The organism is Sphingomonas asaccharolytica NBRC 15499 (assembly GCF_001598355.1).
Classification (GTDB): Bacteria; Pseudomonadota; Alphaproteobacteria; order Sphingomonadales; family Sphingomonadaceae; genus Sphingomonas; species Sphingomonas asaccharolytica.
Map to the genome: position 1 here is coordinate 1 of NZ_BCYU01000089.1, position 16,817 is coordinate 16,817.

Genomic DNA, 16,817 nt, shown 5'->3' on the forward strand with positions numbered 1-16,817 from the left:
CGAATAACGCACCATCAAAACCTGGGATCAAACATCTAACCTCAAGTTGGGCGACAATCAGATAGGTATGTCACAGAAACGGATTAGCTATATCTCCTGAGAGAAGGCGCCGACCTGCAGTAGGATGCATTTACATGTGCGGATATTGAGGCCGAAAGCCGCGCTCGCAGGCAACCGCGCGATCGTGAAGCCTCATGTCGTCAAGTCGAAAGATACCAGCGCCGGTCGCCCTCCAGCGCCAACGCGGTCAGCTTGCCGGTCACATAGGCTCCAGTGTCAACGCCGATCCGGAATGGGCGTTCCTCGACATTTTCGCTGATAGTGTGACCATGAACGATGATGCGGTCGAAGGGCCCCGGACTATCGAGGAAATCTTTGCGGATCCAGCGAAGATCCTCGGTGCGTTGGCGGTCCAGCGGAATGTCGGGGCGGACCCCGGCGTGGACGAAGGCATAATCGCCGATCGTGATTAAGTCCTTAAACGTTCCCATGAACTCTAGATGCTCGCGCGGGACGGCATCGATCGCGAGACGGATAAGGTCGTTATAGTCGGCTGCGGCGATCTGGTCCTCGGAAAGTCCGTAGCTAACCAACGTGGCGAGCCCGCCTATCCGCGCGAACAGGCGCATCGCCGGTATTTCACCGCCAAGTGCCAAGAGGAATACCTCCTCATGATTGCCTAGGAGCACCGATACGCCGTCGCTGGCTTCCGCCAGCTGGCGCGCGCGCTCGACTACCGCCGCCGAATCGGGACCGCGATCGATCAGGTCGCCCAGCAGGATTAGCTGGATCCTTGCCGCCGGTAGTTTCTCGACATCGGCTTGGATCTTGGCGAGCAAAACGTTAAGCAAATCAACACGGCCGTGGACGTCGCCGATAGCGTAGACTCGCTGCCCGTCGGGAATTCTGCCGTTGGGGCAGACCGGTGGGCGGCGACGTAACCGAAACATGGTTTTCAGCGATACTCGACTAGGGCCTGATTAATTCGGACTGACGCTTCTTGTCCGCGAGGGGAGACAAGAGCAAGAGACGTCTAGCATTTTAAATCGCTATTTGGGCACTCACGGGGGACAATGGCACGCGACGCGGCCTCGCCGGAATTCGAGCTGATTGCAGCCTGCTGCCGATGGCCGATCGATCTGGGCGGCATTCGAAGCGCCTGTACACCAGCAATCGACCGGCAGCGATTGGTGAAGTTAGCGCGGCGCCATCGCGTGGTCGGGTTGGTCCATCATGGCCTCGCCGCGGCGGGCATCGCGATTCCGCCGGTGCTCACCGACGACCGGCGGCGGCTGGTGGTGCGCAACCTGCTGCTGGCGGCGGAGGCAGTGCGGGTCCACGCATTGCTTACGGAGGCTGGCGTGCGGCATCTATTCCTGAAGGGCGCTGCCGTGGGAGAAATCGCCTATGGCACTCAGACGATCAAGCAGACGCTGGATAACGACCTGTTGGTCGATCCTGCCGATGTCCCTGCGGTCTTGGATCTGCTTAGCGCGGCCGGCTATGAGCTCGTCGAGCCTGTCGCATCGCTCGACCGGCGACGGTTGACGGTGCTAGTCGATCTGCTCAAGGAATGCCTGCTGGTCCATCGCGAGCATCGCGCTCAAATTGACTTGCACTGGCGAGCGCTGGCGGCGCGCGGGCTGGTGGACGCGCCCGACCTGACGCGCGACGTGCGGAAAATTGGCGTCGAAGGCTATGGTTTGCCCACACTCGTTCCCAGCAAGTTGATGATCTATCTGGCGATGCATGGCGCGCGGCACGGCTGGCACCGGCTCAAATGGCTGGCCGACTTCAACGCGTTGCTGGCCGGAATGCCCGCCGAGGACGTCATAGCAATGCGCGATTTGGCCAGGAAGGAAGGCGCCGGGCAAGCGATGGAGCTGGCCCTACTACAGTCTCGCCGACTCTTCAGTACGCCGATTCCCGAAGGGATCGGGAGGTCGCGTCGGGTACGATGGCTGGCTTTCCTATCCGACGAGATGATGCGCGGTCGTGACGAGCTCGTCAATCAATCTGATGCGCCCCAACGATACAAGATGATGGCCCATGCGTCGGGCCTGCTACTGAGTTCACGTCCCCGTTATTTGTTCGACTACGTCTGGGCTGGGCTGGTCGCGACCGATCACATCCTAGCGCTCCCTTTGCCGCGGGTGATGTACGGGTTTTATTTTATCGCAAGTCCCCCATTTCGGATTGCTGGTGCCGCGGGACGATTTGTTTCACAGGGTATATCGCGGCTGTCCCGCAGCGCCATGCGTGGGGGCCCGGAGAATTGATTATTGGTCAGATTGCTATGCGAACCTTTGCCTGGCAGCGCCACATTGCCGGTGAGACCCAAGTGATCGCGCGGAGCGTATGAGGCGCTTTGAAATAGTGAGCTGCATCGGACATGAGTCGCCAGCGGACGCCGTCTTGCATATGCCAGCTAATCGCGCGTCTTCCACGATCCCGTTCATTTTTAACCCAGAAAGTAGTCGTTTTCGTGTGGAGTTGAAGCTGTGGTTGCTGGCGGCCGACGAGTTTCAGGTGGATTCATCCGATCGATCGCGTCTTTGCCTACTCGCGGGCTTATCCGAAGCTTCTCAAATGCGAAGCAAAGGATATCGGAAAGCGCAAGCCGCGATCGGTTACCGGCAGCGTCATCTGCGTACTGGCGATAGCGGCATTCAACGTTACTGGATAAGCTCGCTGGGCGTCGCTCTCATGCTGCTCAATGTACGCCCCCGCCAGGGGATGGTTCGGGTGAACGGAGGCGGCAGTCGTTTTGCGAAAGCCAGTGCAATCTCGCGCTCGCGGCGTTAGTTTCCGATGGTCGAGCCTTTTGATCTGACAGTATGCTTTGACACGGTTGAGTTCGAAGAGAATCGAGGCCGGGATGATCAAGCGACGCGAAATGATGACGATGAGTGGCGGCGTCCTTGCCGCAGCAGCCTTCCCCGCGATTGCCGAGCGCCACAGCGCTGCGCGGGATGAGACTCTGCCTGTCGTGGGCCCTAATATTGGACGCGCACCTACCGTCCCGGGTACCGATGGCGTCAGTAGCGATCGCGGCGCCAGCATTCTGGCGGTAGGGCGAGCCAGCCAATTGACGACGATCGCGGCGCCTCCCGGGGTCGACATGATCGTTACCTCAGGATTTTCGCAGAAGGGTCTCGGTCATGCATGGTACAAGCTGCTCGATCCGGTGAGCGATGCCGTCGCCTATGCCGCATTGTCGGTAGTCAATACGCCGCAGGCGGCTGGGCAAGGCATCTGGTGGTTCCAGATGGCCGGCCACAAGCGCGCCGTACTGGCCGAGCCCGATCCTTGCGCCGAAATGATGGGGGCGATCGGTGACGCGGTTTACTCCCCTCGTACCGGGCTATGGAGCGGTACCGACAACACTTTGGCGCTCCAAGCGTGGCTCGACTACTCTATCTACGTTGCGAAGTGCCCTGCCCGCATCGGGGCCGGGGCATTCCTCCATTGTGCGACCCTGCATGCTGGATATGGCAACCAATTCGTTTCCGCTCATATAGTCGGGGCGGGCTTGCGCTATGCAGGCAACGAAGCATTTGCAGGCACAGCGCTGGTCAACAATTTCAGCGATCAGCCCGCGCTCAACTTCGCTGGGCAGCGAAATGGCTCGATTACGGGCATTTCCTTTGTTGGCAGTTTTTTCAAACATATCAACGACGGGGACGCTTGTAGCCACAGATCAATGCCATCGTTTGACGATACCGTGATGCGCAATTGGTTGCCTTCGACCGCCGACGCTCGTGCGCTCAATAGGTACTCGACCTATGCCGCGATAACGATCGACGGATTCAACGACAATCAAGGCGCGATCACAGGGACAGATGCTGAGACTGGCATTCCCTATACGACCTATGTAACGCCGACTTGGCCGGCTTGGACTGGCCTCTCGGCCGGTCGTGGCGCTAAGAGCCTCAGTTCGGGCGTCGTCATCGAGGCGTCCTTCCGTGGCTTCGGGGCGGGTTGGATCGTTCACCCTGGCAATACTGACGGGAATGGCGACTTTATCGAAATTCGTCACGCCTCGGTCGATTATTGCGTCTATGGCGGTTCCTATTGCAATTCACAGGGCCGTAACCAGCGAATTGGATACCTCTCTGGCGCTCTTTGTTATTGCGCCATTACGACCAATCGGCACGGCCGGCGAAATGGCAGGCTCGGGGGCACGCTGGAGAGCATAAGCTTCTCGGGCCTGATACGACTAATGGAAATCCATACCGCCTCTATCGTGACGTCAACCATCTTCCAACAAACGTATGTCGAGGGCGGCTGGCAAATTGGGACATGCAATGGCTTGTCATCCAGCGAAGTCGAGATCACACTTGCCTCTGCAACAATCGACCTCGGCCTGCAGGATACGGCCGGCCGCGGAGTCCCGCCGTTCGTCTGGGGCCATCCCTCCAGCGCTGGAGGCTGTTCTACCGCGTTACGACTTTCAAGCGGCCAAATAAGCAACTTTCCCTACGTGGCAGATTTCCGCACGATCAATTTAAGATTGGACGGAGTTGCCATTGCCCCCTCGCGTTTCAGCTCGGCAAATGTAGAGAACATCCCTCCGTTCATGGCGCATGTCGCGAATGCGACGCTGGGTGTCACGGTGCCGGGATTGATGGGCAAGCGTGCTGAGCATCGAGTCTTTGCAGCTCTTCGTCACCTCGGCACGGGCGCGAATATGGCGCAAATCATGCTCGACAGCCAGAGTCAGGATGTCGGAACGCGCGACACCGGAACCCCGATATGGGTTCGCGGTTTGCGGCCATCGAGTATCGCGCCGTACGAATGCGTATCGATGCTGCCATACGCGGGTACGCTGAGTCCGACAGGCCTGACGGTCACATCCGACCCTACAAAGTTGTTGGGGGATGTTGACCCGATTCGTCTGCGTCTTGAAGGCAACATTGGCGCCGGCAATGATGCCTTCTTTGCTTATCAGGGTGGGAGCGCGGGCTCGGTTATTCGGCATGCGGCCAGCGGGACGGTGTTTGCAATATACTCCTACGACAGCCCAACCGGCGCATTCAAAGCGCGTGCGCTCAATAACTACCGTTTTGTACGGGGAGGGTATGAATTTTTCGACGGAACTGTTATGGGGGACGCCGATGCCTTTGCGTGTTACTATTCGGGCTACTCCACTCCAGCACTTCCTTCCTTCGCAACCTATTTAGGCGCCAGCTCCAGTGTAACTGCATTCGAGCGCGGGAACGGCTCGCCGCTCGGGTCAATCGAGGTTGCCGACGGGGACCGAGTCTTCGTTAACCCCCACCTCGAAACGCATATCAATTACCTGCAAAATCTGATTTTGTCGCTCGATCTCGCCGGCAAAACCTTCACGCTGCCGCAGGGCGCTGCGGCCGGTGCTACGCGGCAGCGCGTGTATGGATTGCTCCGCGCGCCGCCAACAAATTTGTGACGGATGAACCGAGGTTGCCGTGCTCGATTTTTTATGGCGATAAATCAACTGATTAGCGGGGAGATGGCGTGCCGCGGCGGTCGTCGTGGTCGTCGCTAGCATGGTGGCATGAGTAGAGGGCAAATGGCATGTGCGGCATCTTGGGGGTGGCGTCGAGGGACGCAATAGACCGTGGGAACGCGCACGCAGCGCTCGACCTGATCGCACATCGCGGCCCGGACGGCGACAACAGCTGGCATGATTCGGCCGACCACGTCTGGTTCGGCTATCGCCGCTTGTCGATCATCGACATCACCCACGCCGGCGATCAGCCGATGCACTCGGCCGATGGCCGCTACGTGCTGATCTTTAGCGGCGAGATCTACAATTATATTGAGCTTAGGAGCGAGTTGCTTGCCGCCGGCGCGACCTTCCAATCGGCAAGCGACAGCGAAGTCATCATCGAGGGCTATCGCGCCTGGGGCGTCGGTGTGCTGTCGAAACTCAACGGCATGTTCGCGCTGACGCTGTACGACCGCAGCCAGCGGATGATGCTGTGCGCGCGCGATCGCTATGGCGAAAAGCCGTTCCTCTACACGATGCGCGACCGCTTCTTCGCCTTCGGATCCGAGTACAAGGCACTGCTCGCGTTGCCGGGCGTGCCCCACGATCACGACGAACTGCGCGTCGCTACCGAAACCTGCCAGCCCGGATCGAGCGCCGACCGCCAGCGTCAGACCGTCTTCACCGCGATCGAACAATTGCTCCCGGGCGAGGCGATGGTGGTCAATTGCGCCACGCTGGAGAGCAAGACCTGGCGCTATTTCGACATCGACCTGACGCGCGAGCGCAAATTCGCCGACCCGAAGGACGCGATGGCCGAGTTTCGCGACCTGTTCGTCGATTCGGTCCGCATCCGCATGCGCTCGGACGTCGAAATCGGGTCGTGCCTGTCGGGCGGGCTCGATTCGTCGGCGATCGTCGGCGCGGTACGCCATCTGCTTGGGCCGGACGCGGTCTATCATACCTTCACCGGCCGCTTTCCGGGCACGCCCGCCGACGAATGGCATTTCGCTGAGCATGTGGTGAACGCCGCGGGCGTGGTCAGCCATATCGTCGAGCCAACCGCCGACCGCTTCATTACCGATCTGCCCAGCTTCATGTGGCACAACGAACTGCCGGTCGGATCGTCGAGCCAGTTCGTGCAATGGTGCGTGTTCCACCTCGCCAAGCAGCGTGACATCACCGTGCTGCTCGACGGCCAGGGCGCCGACGAGCTGATTGGCGGGTATGAGCAATATTTCGCTTTCTACATCCGCTCACTCATGGCGCGCGGTGAGACCGCGCGGCTGGCGCGCGAACTGCCCGAGATCGAACGCCGCTATCCCGCCGCGCAGATCGGCCGCGCGATGCGGATGAAGTCCGCGGTGCCACAGCGGCTGCGCCACGCGCTCGCGCACATACTCAATCGCGGCTCGGACATTCGCTTCGGATTGAAGCCCGGCTATAGCGAGGCGGTGTCCGAGCAAAGGGGGCGCAACGACCATGGCGGCGGCGATCCGCTGCGCGACGCGCTTTATGAAGACAGTTTCGAGCGCTTCCTGACCACGCTGCTGCGCTATGGCGACCGCAATTCGACGGCGCATTCGCGGGAGGTGCGCCTGCCGTTCTGCGACCATCGTCTGTCCGAATTCGTCCTGTCGCTGCCGCCCGAGCTGATCATGGGCGATGTCCAGACTAAGCGCCCAATCCGCGATGGCCTGCGCGAATTCCTGCCCGAAGCGATCGCCACGCGCTGGAACAACCAAGGTTTCCGTCCGCCGCACGACCACTGGTTCACCTCGCCCGCGTTCATCGAGCTGATGCAGGATACGCTGACCTCGACCCCGTTCCGCCAATCCGACATCTGGGACCATAAATGGTGGCTCAAGGTGCTCGATCGCATCCGCACCGGCGACCTCGGCCTCGGCGGGAATTTGTGGCAGCCGTTCATCCACGAAATGTGGAAGCAGCATTTCCTCAAGCCCGCGACGCAGGGCACCGAGTCGAGGCGTCTCGTCGCCTGACACATAACCGTGCGCTAGAGATTTTTTTGCATAAACGACTAGGGGCAATCCGGGCTCGATCTAAGTCGACTAATCGCGGATGTTGCTGGGTAAGTGCTCTTACGCGATCTCGCGCACTTCGTCTCGCGCGATAATCGATCGCCCACCTAGTTCGCTATAACTAGGATTCAATCGCAGCGCCCAAAGTCGGAGCCCTTATCGAAGAGCGCCGCGAAATTTGATAAGAATGCGCTTTTCGCGGAGGGCGCGGAGCCCTATGCGCGCCCGCCAGGAGAATTGAATGTCGATCAAGCCGCTGCGCAAGGCCGTGTTCCCCGTCGGGGGGCTCGGTACCCGATTCCTGCCCGCGACCAAGGCGCTTCCCAAGGAGATGCTGCCGATCGTCGATCGCCCGTTGATCCAATATGCGGTCGACGAAGCGCTCGAGGCGGGGATCGAGCAGATGATCTTCGTCACCGGCCGCGGCAAATCGGCGATCGAGGATCATTTCGACATCGCCTACGAGCTCGAAACGACGATGGCGCATCGCGGCAAATCGCTGGAAATACTGCATCAAACGCGTCTGAAGCCCGGCGCCGTCGCCTATGTCCGCCAGCAGGAGCCGATGGGGCTGGGCCATGCCGTGTGGTGCGCGCGCGATATCGTCGGCGATGAGCCGTTCGCGATCTTCCTGGCCGACGAATTGATGGTCGGCCAGCCCGGCTGCATGAAGCAGATGGTCGACGCCTATAATCGGGTCGGCGGCAATCTGGTTTGCGGCTATGAAGTCCCGCCGCAGGAGACCGACCGCTACGGTATCATCTCACCGGGACGGCAGGACGGCAATCTGGTCGAAGTGACGGCATTGGTCGAAAAGCCTGCGCTCGGGACCGCGCCGTCGAACCTGATGATCCCGGGTCGTTATATCCTGCAGCCGGAAGTTATGCGGGTGCTGGAGACGCAGGGGAAGGGCGCGGGCGGCGAGATCCAGCTGACCGACGCGATGGCGCAGATGATCGGCGGCCAGCCTTTCCATGCCTATAAGTTCGGCGGGCGCCGCTTCGACTGCGGCGACAAGGCCGGCTATATCCAGGCGAACATCGCGCTGGCGCTCGATCGCCCGGAAATCGGCCCGGCGGTGCGGAAGTTCATCGACACTCTATAGGGTTCTGCCGCCTTGCGCTGGGCTTGCGCGTCCCAGCTGACGTCGTCCCTTTTCCTTGCTTTAACGCTTCGATGCTAGGGCTGGCGGGATGAGGGGGATCATCCTAGCGGGCGGGCGCGGCACTCGCCTTTATCCGGCGACGCTGGCAGTGTCGAAGCAGTTGCTGCCCGTGTTCGACAAGCCGATGATCTATTATCCGCTGTCGATCCTGATGCTGGCAGGCATCCGCGAAATCCTTATCATCACCACGCCGCGCGACCTTCCAGCGTTTGAGGCGCTGCTGGGCGACGGCAGTGCGTTCGGCCTTTCCTTGTCTTATGCCGAACAGGCCGAACCGAGCGGCCTGCCCGAGGCGTTCGTCATCGGGGAGCGCTTTCTCGATGGACAGGGCTGCGCCTTGATTCTGGGCGACAACCTCTTTCACGGCGACCAACTGGGCACGCGCTGCCGTGAGGCGGCGGCCCGGTCCAGCGGCGCGACCGTCTTCGCTTATCAAGTCACCGACCCGGGACGGTATGGCGTGGTATCGTTCGAGCCCGACGGCACAGTCACGTCGATCGAGGAAAAGCCTGCCGCGCCCAAGACTAATTGGGCGGTCACGGGACTTTATTTCTGCGACCCCGAGGTGGTCTCGATCGCCAAAGGACTGGAACCCTCAGCACGGGGCGAGACCGAAATCGTGGACGTCCTCAACGCCTACCGGGCACGCGGCGACCTGACGGTCAGCCTATTGGGGCGCGGCAACGTGTGGCTGGACACCGGCACGCATGACAGCCTGTACGAGGCGTCGAGCTTTGTCCGCGCAATCGAGTTGCGCAGCGGGGTCAAGATCGCTTGTCCAGAGGAGATCGGCCTGCAACTCGGCTATCTCGATCGGGCGACGATATTAAATCGTGCGACGCAAATGGGCGTCACCGATTATGGCAACTATCTGCGGAAGATGGCGGTGTGACTCTGCACGTGGGATTTGGGGCGCCGACGCGGACCGTGCTTGTCACTGGCGGCGCAGGGTTCATCGGGTCCGCGCTGGTGCGGCGGCTCATCGCGCAGGGGATGCGCGTGATCAATCTTGACAAGCTGACCTATGCCGCTGCGCCTGCCGCGATCGGAGAGGCTGCTGGAAAAGCCAATTACCGGTTCGTGCGGGGCGACATCGCCGATCGCAGGCTGGTGTCGGACCTGCTTGGGGGCGAGCGCATCGAGGCGATCGTGCATCTCGCGGCGGAGAGCCATGTCGACCGGTCGATCGACGGTCCTGGCGCTTTCGTCGAAACCAATATCGTGGGAACCTACGAACTGTTGCAGGCAGCGCGCGGCTATTGGGAAGGGCTAGGCGACGCGGCAAAGCGCAAATTCCGCTTCCATCACGTGTCGACCGACGAGGTGTTCGGCGATCTGGGCTCCGCCCCCGGCACGTTCAGCGAGATATCAGCCTATCACCCTTCGTCGCCATATTCAGCGTCGAAGGCGGCCTCCGACCACCTCGTTCGAGCGTGGCATCACACGTATGGGCTTCCGGTCGTCGTGACCAATTGCACCAACAATTACGGCCCTTTCCAAGCGCCCGAGAAGCTGATTCCGCTCACTATTCTGAAGGCGCTGCGCAACGAGATGCTGCCGGTCTACGGCACCGGCGCCAATGTCCGCGACTGGCTGCATGTCGACGATCATGCCGCCGCTCTGCAGGCAGTATTCGAACGCGGACGGGTTGGGGAGACCTATGCGATCGGCGCGCGCGAGGAGCATAGCAATGTCGCGATGGTCGCGTTGATTTGCGATTTGCTCGACAAACGCCTGCCGATCCGACGGCGGCGGCGCGACTTGATCCGGTTCGTCGATGATCGCCCCGGCCATGATCGTCGCTATGCTATCGACCCGACAAAGATTGAGCGCGAACTGGGATGGTCGCCGGTGATCGGCTTTACCGAAGGGCTGGCGGCGACGGTCGATTGGTATATCGCTCATGGCGAGCGCTGGACCGCCGATAACTGGAGTTTGGATCGGATCGGACGCGGTTAATCTTTCCAGCTTCGTTGCTTCGATGCCGATCCTTGGCAACCGTTTAAGTTGTGCCGCAACCGCGTCTAGTCCGCGCAGCCCGGACAGCCCGGATCCTTTGGCAAGCGGATGGTACGGAACCTGAGCGACAAGCCGTCGGCGAGCAGCAAGGTGCCGGCGGTGTCCTCGCCGAACGGCACGATCGCCCGGATGACCTCAAGAGCAGCCAGGCTGCCCATCACGCCGGCCATCGCGCCGAGCACGCCGACATCGGCGCAGCTGACGCCCTCGCGGTCGGGGTCGTGTCCGACGAAGCAGCGATAGCAGGGCTTGTCGCTTTCCCAGCCGCGATAGACGCCGAGCTGGCCCTCAAACTGGCTGACTGCGGCCGAGACGAGCGGGATATGCAGCGCCAGTGCGGCATCGGCGACGGCCAGGCGCGTCGCGAAATTGTCGGTGCCGTCGAGCACGACATCGGCCCCGGCCAGAATCTCGCGCACATTGTCGGGATCGATCCGCGCGCGGCGGCGGTCGATCGTCACATCTGGATCCAGTCTGGCGAGCGCGGCGGCCGCGGCATCCGTCTTGGCCGTGTCGATATCGGCGGCGCCGAACAAGGTCTGGCGCTGGAGATTGGAGAGGTCGACCGCATCGTCGTCGACGATCGTGATCCGCCCGATACCGGCTCCGACGAGATATTGCAGCGCCGGCGATCCGATCCCGCCCGCACCGATCACCACGACATGGGCGCGGCGCAAGGCCAACTGCCCCGCCCCGCCGATTTCCTTCAAGACGATATGCCGGGCGAACCGCGAGAGGTCGGTATCGGAAAGAATGGTCGTGGAGAGGCTCACGGTCCCCATGTAAGGGTGACGCCGGTATGGTACCAGCTGTCGGCGGTCGGCGGCGGACCGGCGATGTTGCCGCGCGTCGCCTTCTGGATGACGCCCGCGGCGAATTGCTCGACGGTCGGGCAATTGATCGCCCTGGGCACGATCTTCACCGCCTCGCCACTGGCCGACGATATGAGCACCACCATGTCGACCTTGATGCTCGTCTTGCCGTTGACCGGGGCGGGCGTGGCACACCGGCCCGCGGCGATCTCGTCATGGACGAACTTGGTCATTATCGCCGCATAATCAGGCGTCGTCGTCAGCCGGAGGTCGGGCAGTTTCGACCAGTCGCTGGGGACAGCCGTCGGGACGACCGTGGCCACGGCCGCCTGAAAGAGCAGCAAGAATCCGAACATCATTCGCCGATCATCGACCAGTAGAGCCGAAACCGCCACTACCTCGATCAGTGTCGTCGAGATCGGCCACTTCGTCGAGCGTCGCGCGTTGGACCGGGGCGGGAACGAGTTGGGCAATGCGGTCGCCGCGGCCGATCTCGAACGGCTCGTCGCCCAGATTGGCGAGGATCACTTTCACCTCGCCGCGATAGTCATGGTCGATCGTGCCCGGCGTGTTCAGGCAGGTCACGCCATGCTTGAGCGCCAGGCCCGACCGCGGCCGGACCTGAACCTCATAGCCTTCGGGAATGGCGATCGCGAAGCCGGTCGCGACTGCGTGGCGGGCGCCGGGGGCGAGCGTCAGGGATTCGGCCGCGACCACGTCCATTCCGGCGGCGCCGGCGGTGGCATAAGCGGGAAGCGGCAGATCGCCGCCATGAGGCAAGCGCTTGACGGCGATACGAATGGGCGAAGTCATCTGGTCAGGGTCACCTTTGCGACGGCAGCAGCGTCAATGCGGCATAGCCGAATCGAGATCATGGCCAAGCGTTGTAGGGGCCAGGGCGGCGAAGGGGAAAGATGAGTTGCAAGCGCCACACAGATGGCCCCACAATGTGCACATGATCGATCGATTCCAGATAGATACCGCCACTACGACGGACGACTTACGCGCCGTCTCCGACCTGTTCGAAGGCTATGCGGCGTCTTTGCCGGTCGATCTCGCCTATCAGGGTTTCGCGACAGAGCTCGCCGAGTTGCCCGGCAAATATGCGGGCCCCAAGGGCGCGCTGCTGCTGGCTCGCGATGAAGGTGGCGCGCCGCTCGGCTGCATCGCGTTGCGGCCGCTCGACGATGAGACGTGCGAGATGAAGCGGCTATTCCTGATGCCCGAGGCGCGCGGCCTGGGGCTCGGCCGCGCGTTGGCCGAAGCGATAATCGCGGCGGCGCGCGATCGCGGTTATCGCGAGCTCCGGCTCGACACCTTGCCGTCGATGACCAGCGCGATCGCGCTGTACGAAGGGCTCGGGTTCGGGCGGATCGAACCTTATTACGCGCCGACACCGCCGGGCACCGTGTTTATGGCGATGACGCTCTAATCGAGCGCGGCAGCGATTCGGCCCGCGAGCCGCGTGGCGACATCGCCCTTGGGCAGCTTGTCCCAGCTCTCGACGCCGTCGGTCGAGACGATGTGCACGGTGTTCGCGTCGCCACCCATCACGTCGCCCGACACGTCATTGGCGACGATCCAGTCGGCGCCTTTCCTGGCCAGCTTGGCGCGGGCGTGGTCGACCACATGCTCGGTTTCCGCGGCGAAGCCGACGACCAGGCGCGGGCGGCGTGGGTTGCGGGCAAGCGCCGCGAGGATGTCGGGGTTTTCCACCAGGTGGAGAATAGGTGGGCCGTTCGCGCCTTTCTTGATCTTCTGTGGGGATGGGGCGACTCGCCAATCCGCCACGGCGGCAACCATCACCGCGGCATCGGCGGGGAGGGCGGCATCGACCGCGGTACTCATCTCGAGCGCGGTTTCGACGTCGATACGGTCGACGCCCGGAGGTGTGGACAGAGTTACCGGGCCGGCGATCAACGTTACGCGCGCACCAAGCGCCGCCAACGCTCCCGCGATCGCGAATCCCTGTTTCCCTGACGATCGGTTGGCGATGTAGCGCACCGGATCGATCGGCTCGTGGGTCGGGCCGGCGGTGACGATGATGTGCTTGCCGGTCAGCATTCAGCCGGCGAGCTTGTCCTGGATCGCGGCCAGGATCGCCGGCGGCTCGGGCAGGCGCCCGGGACCGAATTCGCCGCACGCCATCGCGCCCTCGTCGGGCTCCATCACCGTGACGCCGTCGCCGCGCAGAGTCGCGACGTTGCGTTTTGTCGCCGGGTGCGTCCACATCCGCCAGTTCATTGCCGGCGCAGCCAACACCGACTTGTCGGTCGCGAGCAGCAAGGTGGTGGCGAGATCGTCGGCGATCCCCGCCGCCATCTTGGCCATCAAATCGGCAGTAGCGGGCGCGACGACGATCAGATCGGCCTCTCGGCTGAGCTGGATATGCCCCATCTCGGTCTCGTCCTTGAGGTCCCACAAGGTCGTATAGACCTGTTCCTCGGACAGAGCGGCGAGCGTCATCGGGGTGACGAAATGCGCTCCCCCCGCGGTCAGGACGCATTTGACGCCGATCCCGGCCTTCTTGGCCAGCCGGATCAGCTCGCAAGCCTTATAGGCTGCGATGCCGCCGCCGACGATCAACAGGATGCGCTTCATGGAGTGAGCCTCGTGACCGTGATCTTGCGGCGCTTGGGGAAGGCAGCGACGACCAGGTCTTTCACCCCGTCAGGCGCAAAGGCCAAGCCGATCAGGATCGCGGGCGCCACCATCAGTCCCCAATAGAAGGTGTCGACCCGCCCGAACAGGCCGATCAACGCGGCATAAGCGGTAAAGGTCGACAGCGCGCGGATGCCGGTGAGGTCGCGCCACGCCGCCCAGCCGAACAAGGTGAACCCCATCAGCACTGCCGCCAGCCACATCGGCGCCAGGCGGAGCGCCGTCGACAGGGTCAGCGCCTCGACGAAGAAGCCGAAGCCGAGCATGCCGGCCCAGCCGGGCGAGGCGGGGTCGACCGGCGTCACGACCTGGGCGACGGCATAAGCATGCGCGGCGACGGCGATCGCGAGCAAGCCCAGCGCGCCGGCCCAGCCGAGCGCCTCGCGCCGGTCGCCTTCGAGCCAGGCGAGCACGACCATGATCCCCACATAAAGCGCGCTGGTCTCGCGGATCAGCAAGGCGATTGCGCCGATGCCGACGGCGGCGACCCAATGGCCCGGGCGGCGCACCGCGAGGCTGAGCGCGATCAACAGGCCGGCCCACACTTCGTGGAACGCGGCGAGATCGGCCTGGATGAACGCGCCCATCCCGCCCGCGAGCAGGACCATCGCGATGAACAAGGGCGGCGGTCGCGCGAACGCGGGACGCAGTCGATTGAACCAGGCGACCATGACGCCGGCGGCGAGCGCCCAGAGCAGGCCGACCACCGCCCAATGCGGCATCAACGCCTGGACCACCGCCAGCGTCGGCAGGCGGAAGGTGATGAACGGCCGCAACGGATAATCGCCCCGCCGCAGCTCCTGCGCCGCGACCGCGTAATAATTGCCGCCATGGCGCACGCCGTCCACGATCGCTTCGTAAAGGACGATGTCCGCCTGGTCGTCGCCGCGCTTGGCCGAATCGCCGCTGACGGCCGGCGGTCCGGGCACGGTGAGCGCGGTCAGCGTCGCGAGCAGCAGCAGGACCAACCCGACAAGCGCGAGCCGCGCCTTGCCTTTCGACAGGCCGGCGAAGCGCGACGGTTCGGCCAGCCAGACGCTCATCCGTGGAGGAACCACCAGGTCGCGGCGACCGAGATTGCGGCGCTCAGCAGTGCGACGGCGACATAGCGCCAGCCACCGCCCAAGCGCACGACCTCGATCTCGCGCAAAGGAGGCGCAGGCGGCGCGCCGCCGGGCGAGGGAAAGCGCGCTTCGATGTTGCGGATCAGTTCGGGCAGCCGCATCAGCGTGCGCAAATCGGTGATCAGCCGGTCGCCGATCGCCGCCTCCGGACCCAATTCGGTCCGTATCCATTCGCGGATGAACGGTGCGGCGGTGTCCCACATGTTGATCTCGGGATCGAGGCTGGTGGCAACGCCCTCGACCATCACCATCGTCTTCTGCAGTAGCAGCAGATGCGGCTGGGTCTGCATGTCGAAATCGCGGGTGATGCGGAACAGCCCGTCGAGCATCATCCCGACCGACATATCCTTGACCGGCAGTCCGCGCATCGGCTCACCGACCGCGCGCAAGGCGGTGGCGAACTCGCCGACATTGTGATGCGGGGGAACGTATCCCGCCTCGAAATGGATTTCGGCGACGCGCTGATAATTGCCGGTGATCAGGCCGTAGAGGATTTCCGCCAGCCAGACGCGCGCGCGCCGATCGATCCGTCCCATGATGCCGAAATCGATCGCGGCGATATGGCCCTGGGGAGTCGCGAACAGATTCCCCTGATGCATGTCGGCGTGGAAGAACCCTTCCGAAATCGCCTGGCGCAGAAAGGCGTTGACCAGGATTCCGGCGAGTTTGCTGGGATCGTGCCCCGCGGCGATCAGCGCCTCGCGATTGGTCAGCTTGATCCCGTCGATCCATTCGAGCGTCAGCACGCTGCCGGTCGTGCGCTGCCAATCGATCGCCGGAACTTGGTAATCGGGTTCCGCGCGCATCGACTCGGCGAGTTCGGATGCGGAGGCGGCCTCGCGCCGCAGGTCGAGTTCGCGCAAGGTCCAGCGCTTGAACGTCTCGATGACCAGGCGCGGGCGCAACCGGGCGAGTTCACCGCCCAACCCCTCGACCTGCGCCGCGGCCCATTGATAAGTGTCGATCGCCCGGGCGAACTCGTCTTCGACGCCCGGACGCAGTACCTTGACCGCGACCTGACGCCCGTCCGGGGTGACGGCGCGATGGACCTGCGCGATCGAGGCGGCGCCGACCGGGACCTCGTCGATCGAGGCGAACACCTCGTCGACCGGGCGGCCCAGGCCGCGTTCGATCGCCGCCTTGATCGTCGCATAAGGAAGCGGGGGCAGCGCGTCCTGCAAGCGCATCAGGTCGTGCGCCGCTTCCTCACCGACCAGATCGGGGCGAGTCGCCAGCGTCTGGCCCAGCTTGATCGCGGCGGGACCGATTGCCTGGAAAGCATCGGCATAGCGCGGCACGGCGGGTACCCGCGCGCCGAACCGCGCGACTCGAACCAACCGGCGCACACTGGCCGGCGTATTGGGATCGCGCTCGATTCCCTTGAGCGCCCCGTGGCGCGCGAGGATGCGGCCCCATTTGAGCAGGCGCCAAAGATGGATGGCAGGGGCTGTCATTATCTAGGCCCCTCCCCTTCAGGGGAGGGGTTGGGGTGGGGCCTTTCCGCGGGCGACTGGCTTGAGGCAC

At 63.1% G+C, this 16,817-nt stretch carries 13 protein-coding genes and 1 pseudogene; 7 read left to right on the forward strand and 7 right to left on the reverse strand.

Going from position 1 to position 16,817, the window contains the following annotated elements; genetic code table 11:
* Window positions 1-200: 200 nt before the first annotated feature.
* Window positions 201-950 carry a metallophosphoesterase gene (locus tag SAS01S_RS18685; RefSeq protein ID WP_066812390.1) on the reverse strand — a complete coding sequence of 250 codons (750 nt, stop codon included), beginning with the start codon at window positions 948-950 and terminating at the stop codon, window positions 201-203.
* Between the two features lie 123 nt (window positions 951-1,073).
* On the opposite strand from SAS01S_RS18685, the gene SAS01S_RS18690 reads away from it, so the two are divergent.
* From SAS01S_RS18690 to rfbB, 6 genes are all read left to right on the forward strand, one after another.
* Window positions 1,074-2,279: a nucleotidyltransferase domain-containing protein gene (locus SAS01S_RS18690; protein ID WP_066812391.1), complete on the forward strand. Its 1,206-nt coding sequence runs from the start codon at window positions 1,074-1,076 to the stop codon at window positions 2,277-2,279.
* A 599-nt stretch (window positions 2,280-2,878) separates the two neighbouring features.
* Entirely contained in the window at window positions 2,879-5,428 is a 2,550-nt protein-coding gene (locus SAS01S_RS18695) for a hypothetical protein (RefSeq protein ID WP_066812392.1), read from the forward strand.
* A gap of 128 nt (window positions 5,429-5,556) precedes the next feature.
* On the forward strand, window positions 5,557-7,473 hold the full coding sequence (asnB, locus tag SAS01S_RS18700; protein WP_066812393.1) for an asparagine synthase (glutamine-hydrolyzing): 1,917 nt from the start codon (window positions 5,557-5,559) through the stop codon (window positions 7,471-7,473).
* Window positions 7,474-7,753: 280 nt separating this feature from the next.
* Window positions 7,754-8,617 carry a UTP--glucose-1-phosphate uridylyltransferase GalU gene (gene galU / locus SAS01S_RS18705; RefSeq protein WP_066812394.1) on the forward strand — a complete coding sequence of 288 codons (864 nt, stop codon included), beginning with the start codon at window positions 7,754-7,756 and terminating at the stop codon, window positions 8,615-8,617.
* Window positions 8,618-8,705: 88 nt separating this feature from the next.
* Window positions 8,706-9,569 carry a glucose-1-phosphate thymidylyltransferase RfbA gene (rfbA, locus tag SAS01S_RS18710; protein WP_066812395.1) on the forward strand — a complete coding sequence of 288 codons (864 nt, stop codon included), beginning with the start codon at window positions 8,706-8,708 and terminating at the stop codon, window positions 9,567-9,569.
* Window positions 9,566-10,636 carry a dTDP-glucose 4,6-dehydratase gene (rfbB, locus tag SAS01S_RS18715; protein ID WP_245657000.1) on the forward strand — a complete coding sequence of 357 codons (1,071 nt, stop codon included), beginning with the start codon at window positions 9,566-9,568 and terminating at the stop codon, window positions 10,634-10,636. Before rfbA ends, rfbB begins: the two co-directional genes overlap by 4 nt.
* A 65-nt stretch (window positions 10,637-10,701) precedes the next feature.
* Here rfbB and SAS01S_RS18720 read toward each other — a convergent pair whose 3' ends face one another.
* The 3 genes from SAS01S_RS18720 to dut are packed head-to-tail and all read right to left on the reverse strand — an operon-like array spanning window position 10,702 to window position 12,321.
* Entirely contained in the window at window positions 10,702-11,478 is a 777-nt protein-coding gene (locus tag SAS01S_RS18720) for a HesA/MoeB/ThiF family protein (protein ID WP_066812396.1), read from the reverse strand.
* Window positions 11,466-11,867, reverse strand: a complete 402-nt coding sequence (locus SAS01S_RS18725; protein WP_066812397.1) for a hypothetical protein — start codon at window positions 11,865-11,867, stop codon at window positions 11,466-11,468. Before SAS01S_RS18725 ends, SAS01S_RS18720 begins: the two co-directional genes overlap by 13 nt.
* A 7-nt stretch (window positions 11,868-11,874) precedes the next feature.
* On the reverse strand, window positions 11,875-12,321 hold the full coding sequence (gene dut / locus SAS01S_RS18730; protein WP_066812398.1) for a dUTP diphosphatase: 447 nt from the start codon (window positions 12,319-12,321) through the stop codon (window positions 11,875-11,877).
* A gap of 142 nt (window positions 12,322-12,463) precedes the next feature.
* On the opposite strand from dut, the gene SAS01S_RS18735 reads away from it, so the two are divergent.
* A complete protein-coding gene (locus SAS01S_RS18735) occupies window positions 12,464-12,940 on the forward strand; it encodes a GNAT family N-acetyltransferase (RefSeq protein ID WP_066812399.1) in 477 nt (158 codons plus the stop codon).
* Here the strand turns inward: SAS01S_RS18735 and coaBC are convergent.
* The 3 genes and pseudogenes from coaBC to ubiB form a co-directional block, all read right to left on the reverse strand.
* Window positions 12,937-14,109: pseudogene (gene coaBC / locus SAS01S_RS18740) on the reverse strand (bifunctional phosphopantothenoylcysteine decarboxylase/phosphopantothenate--cysteine ligase CoaBC). The gene SAS01S_RS18735 and the pseudogene coaBC overlap by 4 nt on opposite strands.
* Entirely contained in the window at window positions 14,106-15,212 is a 1,107-nt protein-coding gene (locus tag SAS01S_RS18745; protein ID WP_066812400.1) for a hypothetical protein, read from the reverse strand. Before SAS01S_RS18745 ends, coaBC begins: the two are co-directional and overlap by 4 nt.
* Complete coding sequence (ubiB, locus tag SAS01S_RS18750; RefSeq protein WP_066812401.1) at window positions 15,209-16,747, reverse strand: 2-polyprenylphenol 6-hydroxylase; 1,539 nt, start codon at window positions 16,745-16,747, stop codon at window positions 15,209-15,211. Before ubiB ends, SAS01S_RS18745 begins: the two co-directional genes overlap by 4 nt.
* Window positions 16,748-16,817: the final 70 nt, after the last annotated feature.

Excerpts from the sequence above, each read along its gene's own strand:
- SAS01S_RS18685 (WP_066812390.1), bottom strand. The coding sequence starts at position 950 with ATGTTTCGGTTACGTCGCCGCCCACCGGTCTGCCCCAACGGCAGAATT.
- SAS01S_RS18690 (WP_066812391.1), top strand. The coding sequence starts at position 1,074 with ATGGCACGCGACGCGGCCTCGCCGGAATTCGAGCTGATTGCAGCCTGC.
- SAS01S_RS18695 (WP_066812392.1), top strand. The coding sequence starts at position 2,879 with ATGATCAAGCGACGCGAAATGATGACGATGAGTGGCGGCGTCCTTGCC.
- asnB (WP_066812393.1), top strand. The coding sequence starts at position 5,557 with ATGTGCGGCATCTTGGGGGTGGCGTCGAGGGACGCAATAGACCGTGGG.
- galU (WP_066812394.1), top strand. The coding sequence starts at position 7,754 with ATGTCGATCAAGCCGCTGCGCAAGGCCGTGTTCCCCGTCGGGGGGCTC.
- rfbA (WP_066812395.1), top strand. The coding sequence starts at position 8,706 with ATGAGGGGGATCATCCTAGCGGGCGGGCGCGGCACTCGCCTTTATCCG.
- SAS01S_RS18720 (WP_066812396.1), bottom strand. The coding sequence starts at position 11,478 with ATGGGGACCGTGAGCCTCTCCACGACCATTCTTTCCGATACCGACCTC.
- SAS01S_RS18725 (WP_066812397.1), bottom strand. The coding sequence starts at position 11,867 with ATGATGTTCGGATTCTTGCTGCTCTTTCAGGCGGCCGTGGCCACGGTC.
- dut (WP_066812398.1), bottom strand. The coding sequence starts at position 12,321 with ATGACTTCGCCCATTCGTATCGCCGTCAAGCGCTTGCCTCATGGCGGC.
- SAS01S_RS18735 (WP_066812399.1), top strand. The coding sequence starts at position 12,464 with ATGATCGATCGATTCCAGATAGATACCGCCACTACGACGGACGACTTA.
- SAS01S_RS18745 (WP_066812400.1), bottom strand. The coding sequence starts at position 15,212 with ATGAGCGTCTGGCTGGCCGAACCGTCGCGCTTCGCCGGCCTGTCGAAA.
- ubiB (WP_066812401.1), bottom strand. The coding sequence starts at position 16,747 with ATGACAGCCCCTGCCATCCATCTTTGGCGCCTGCTCAAATGGGGCCGC.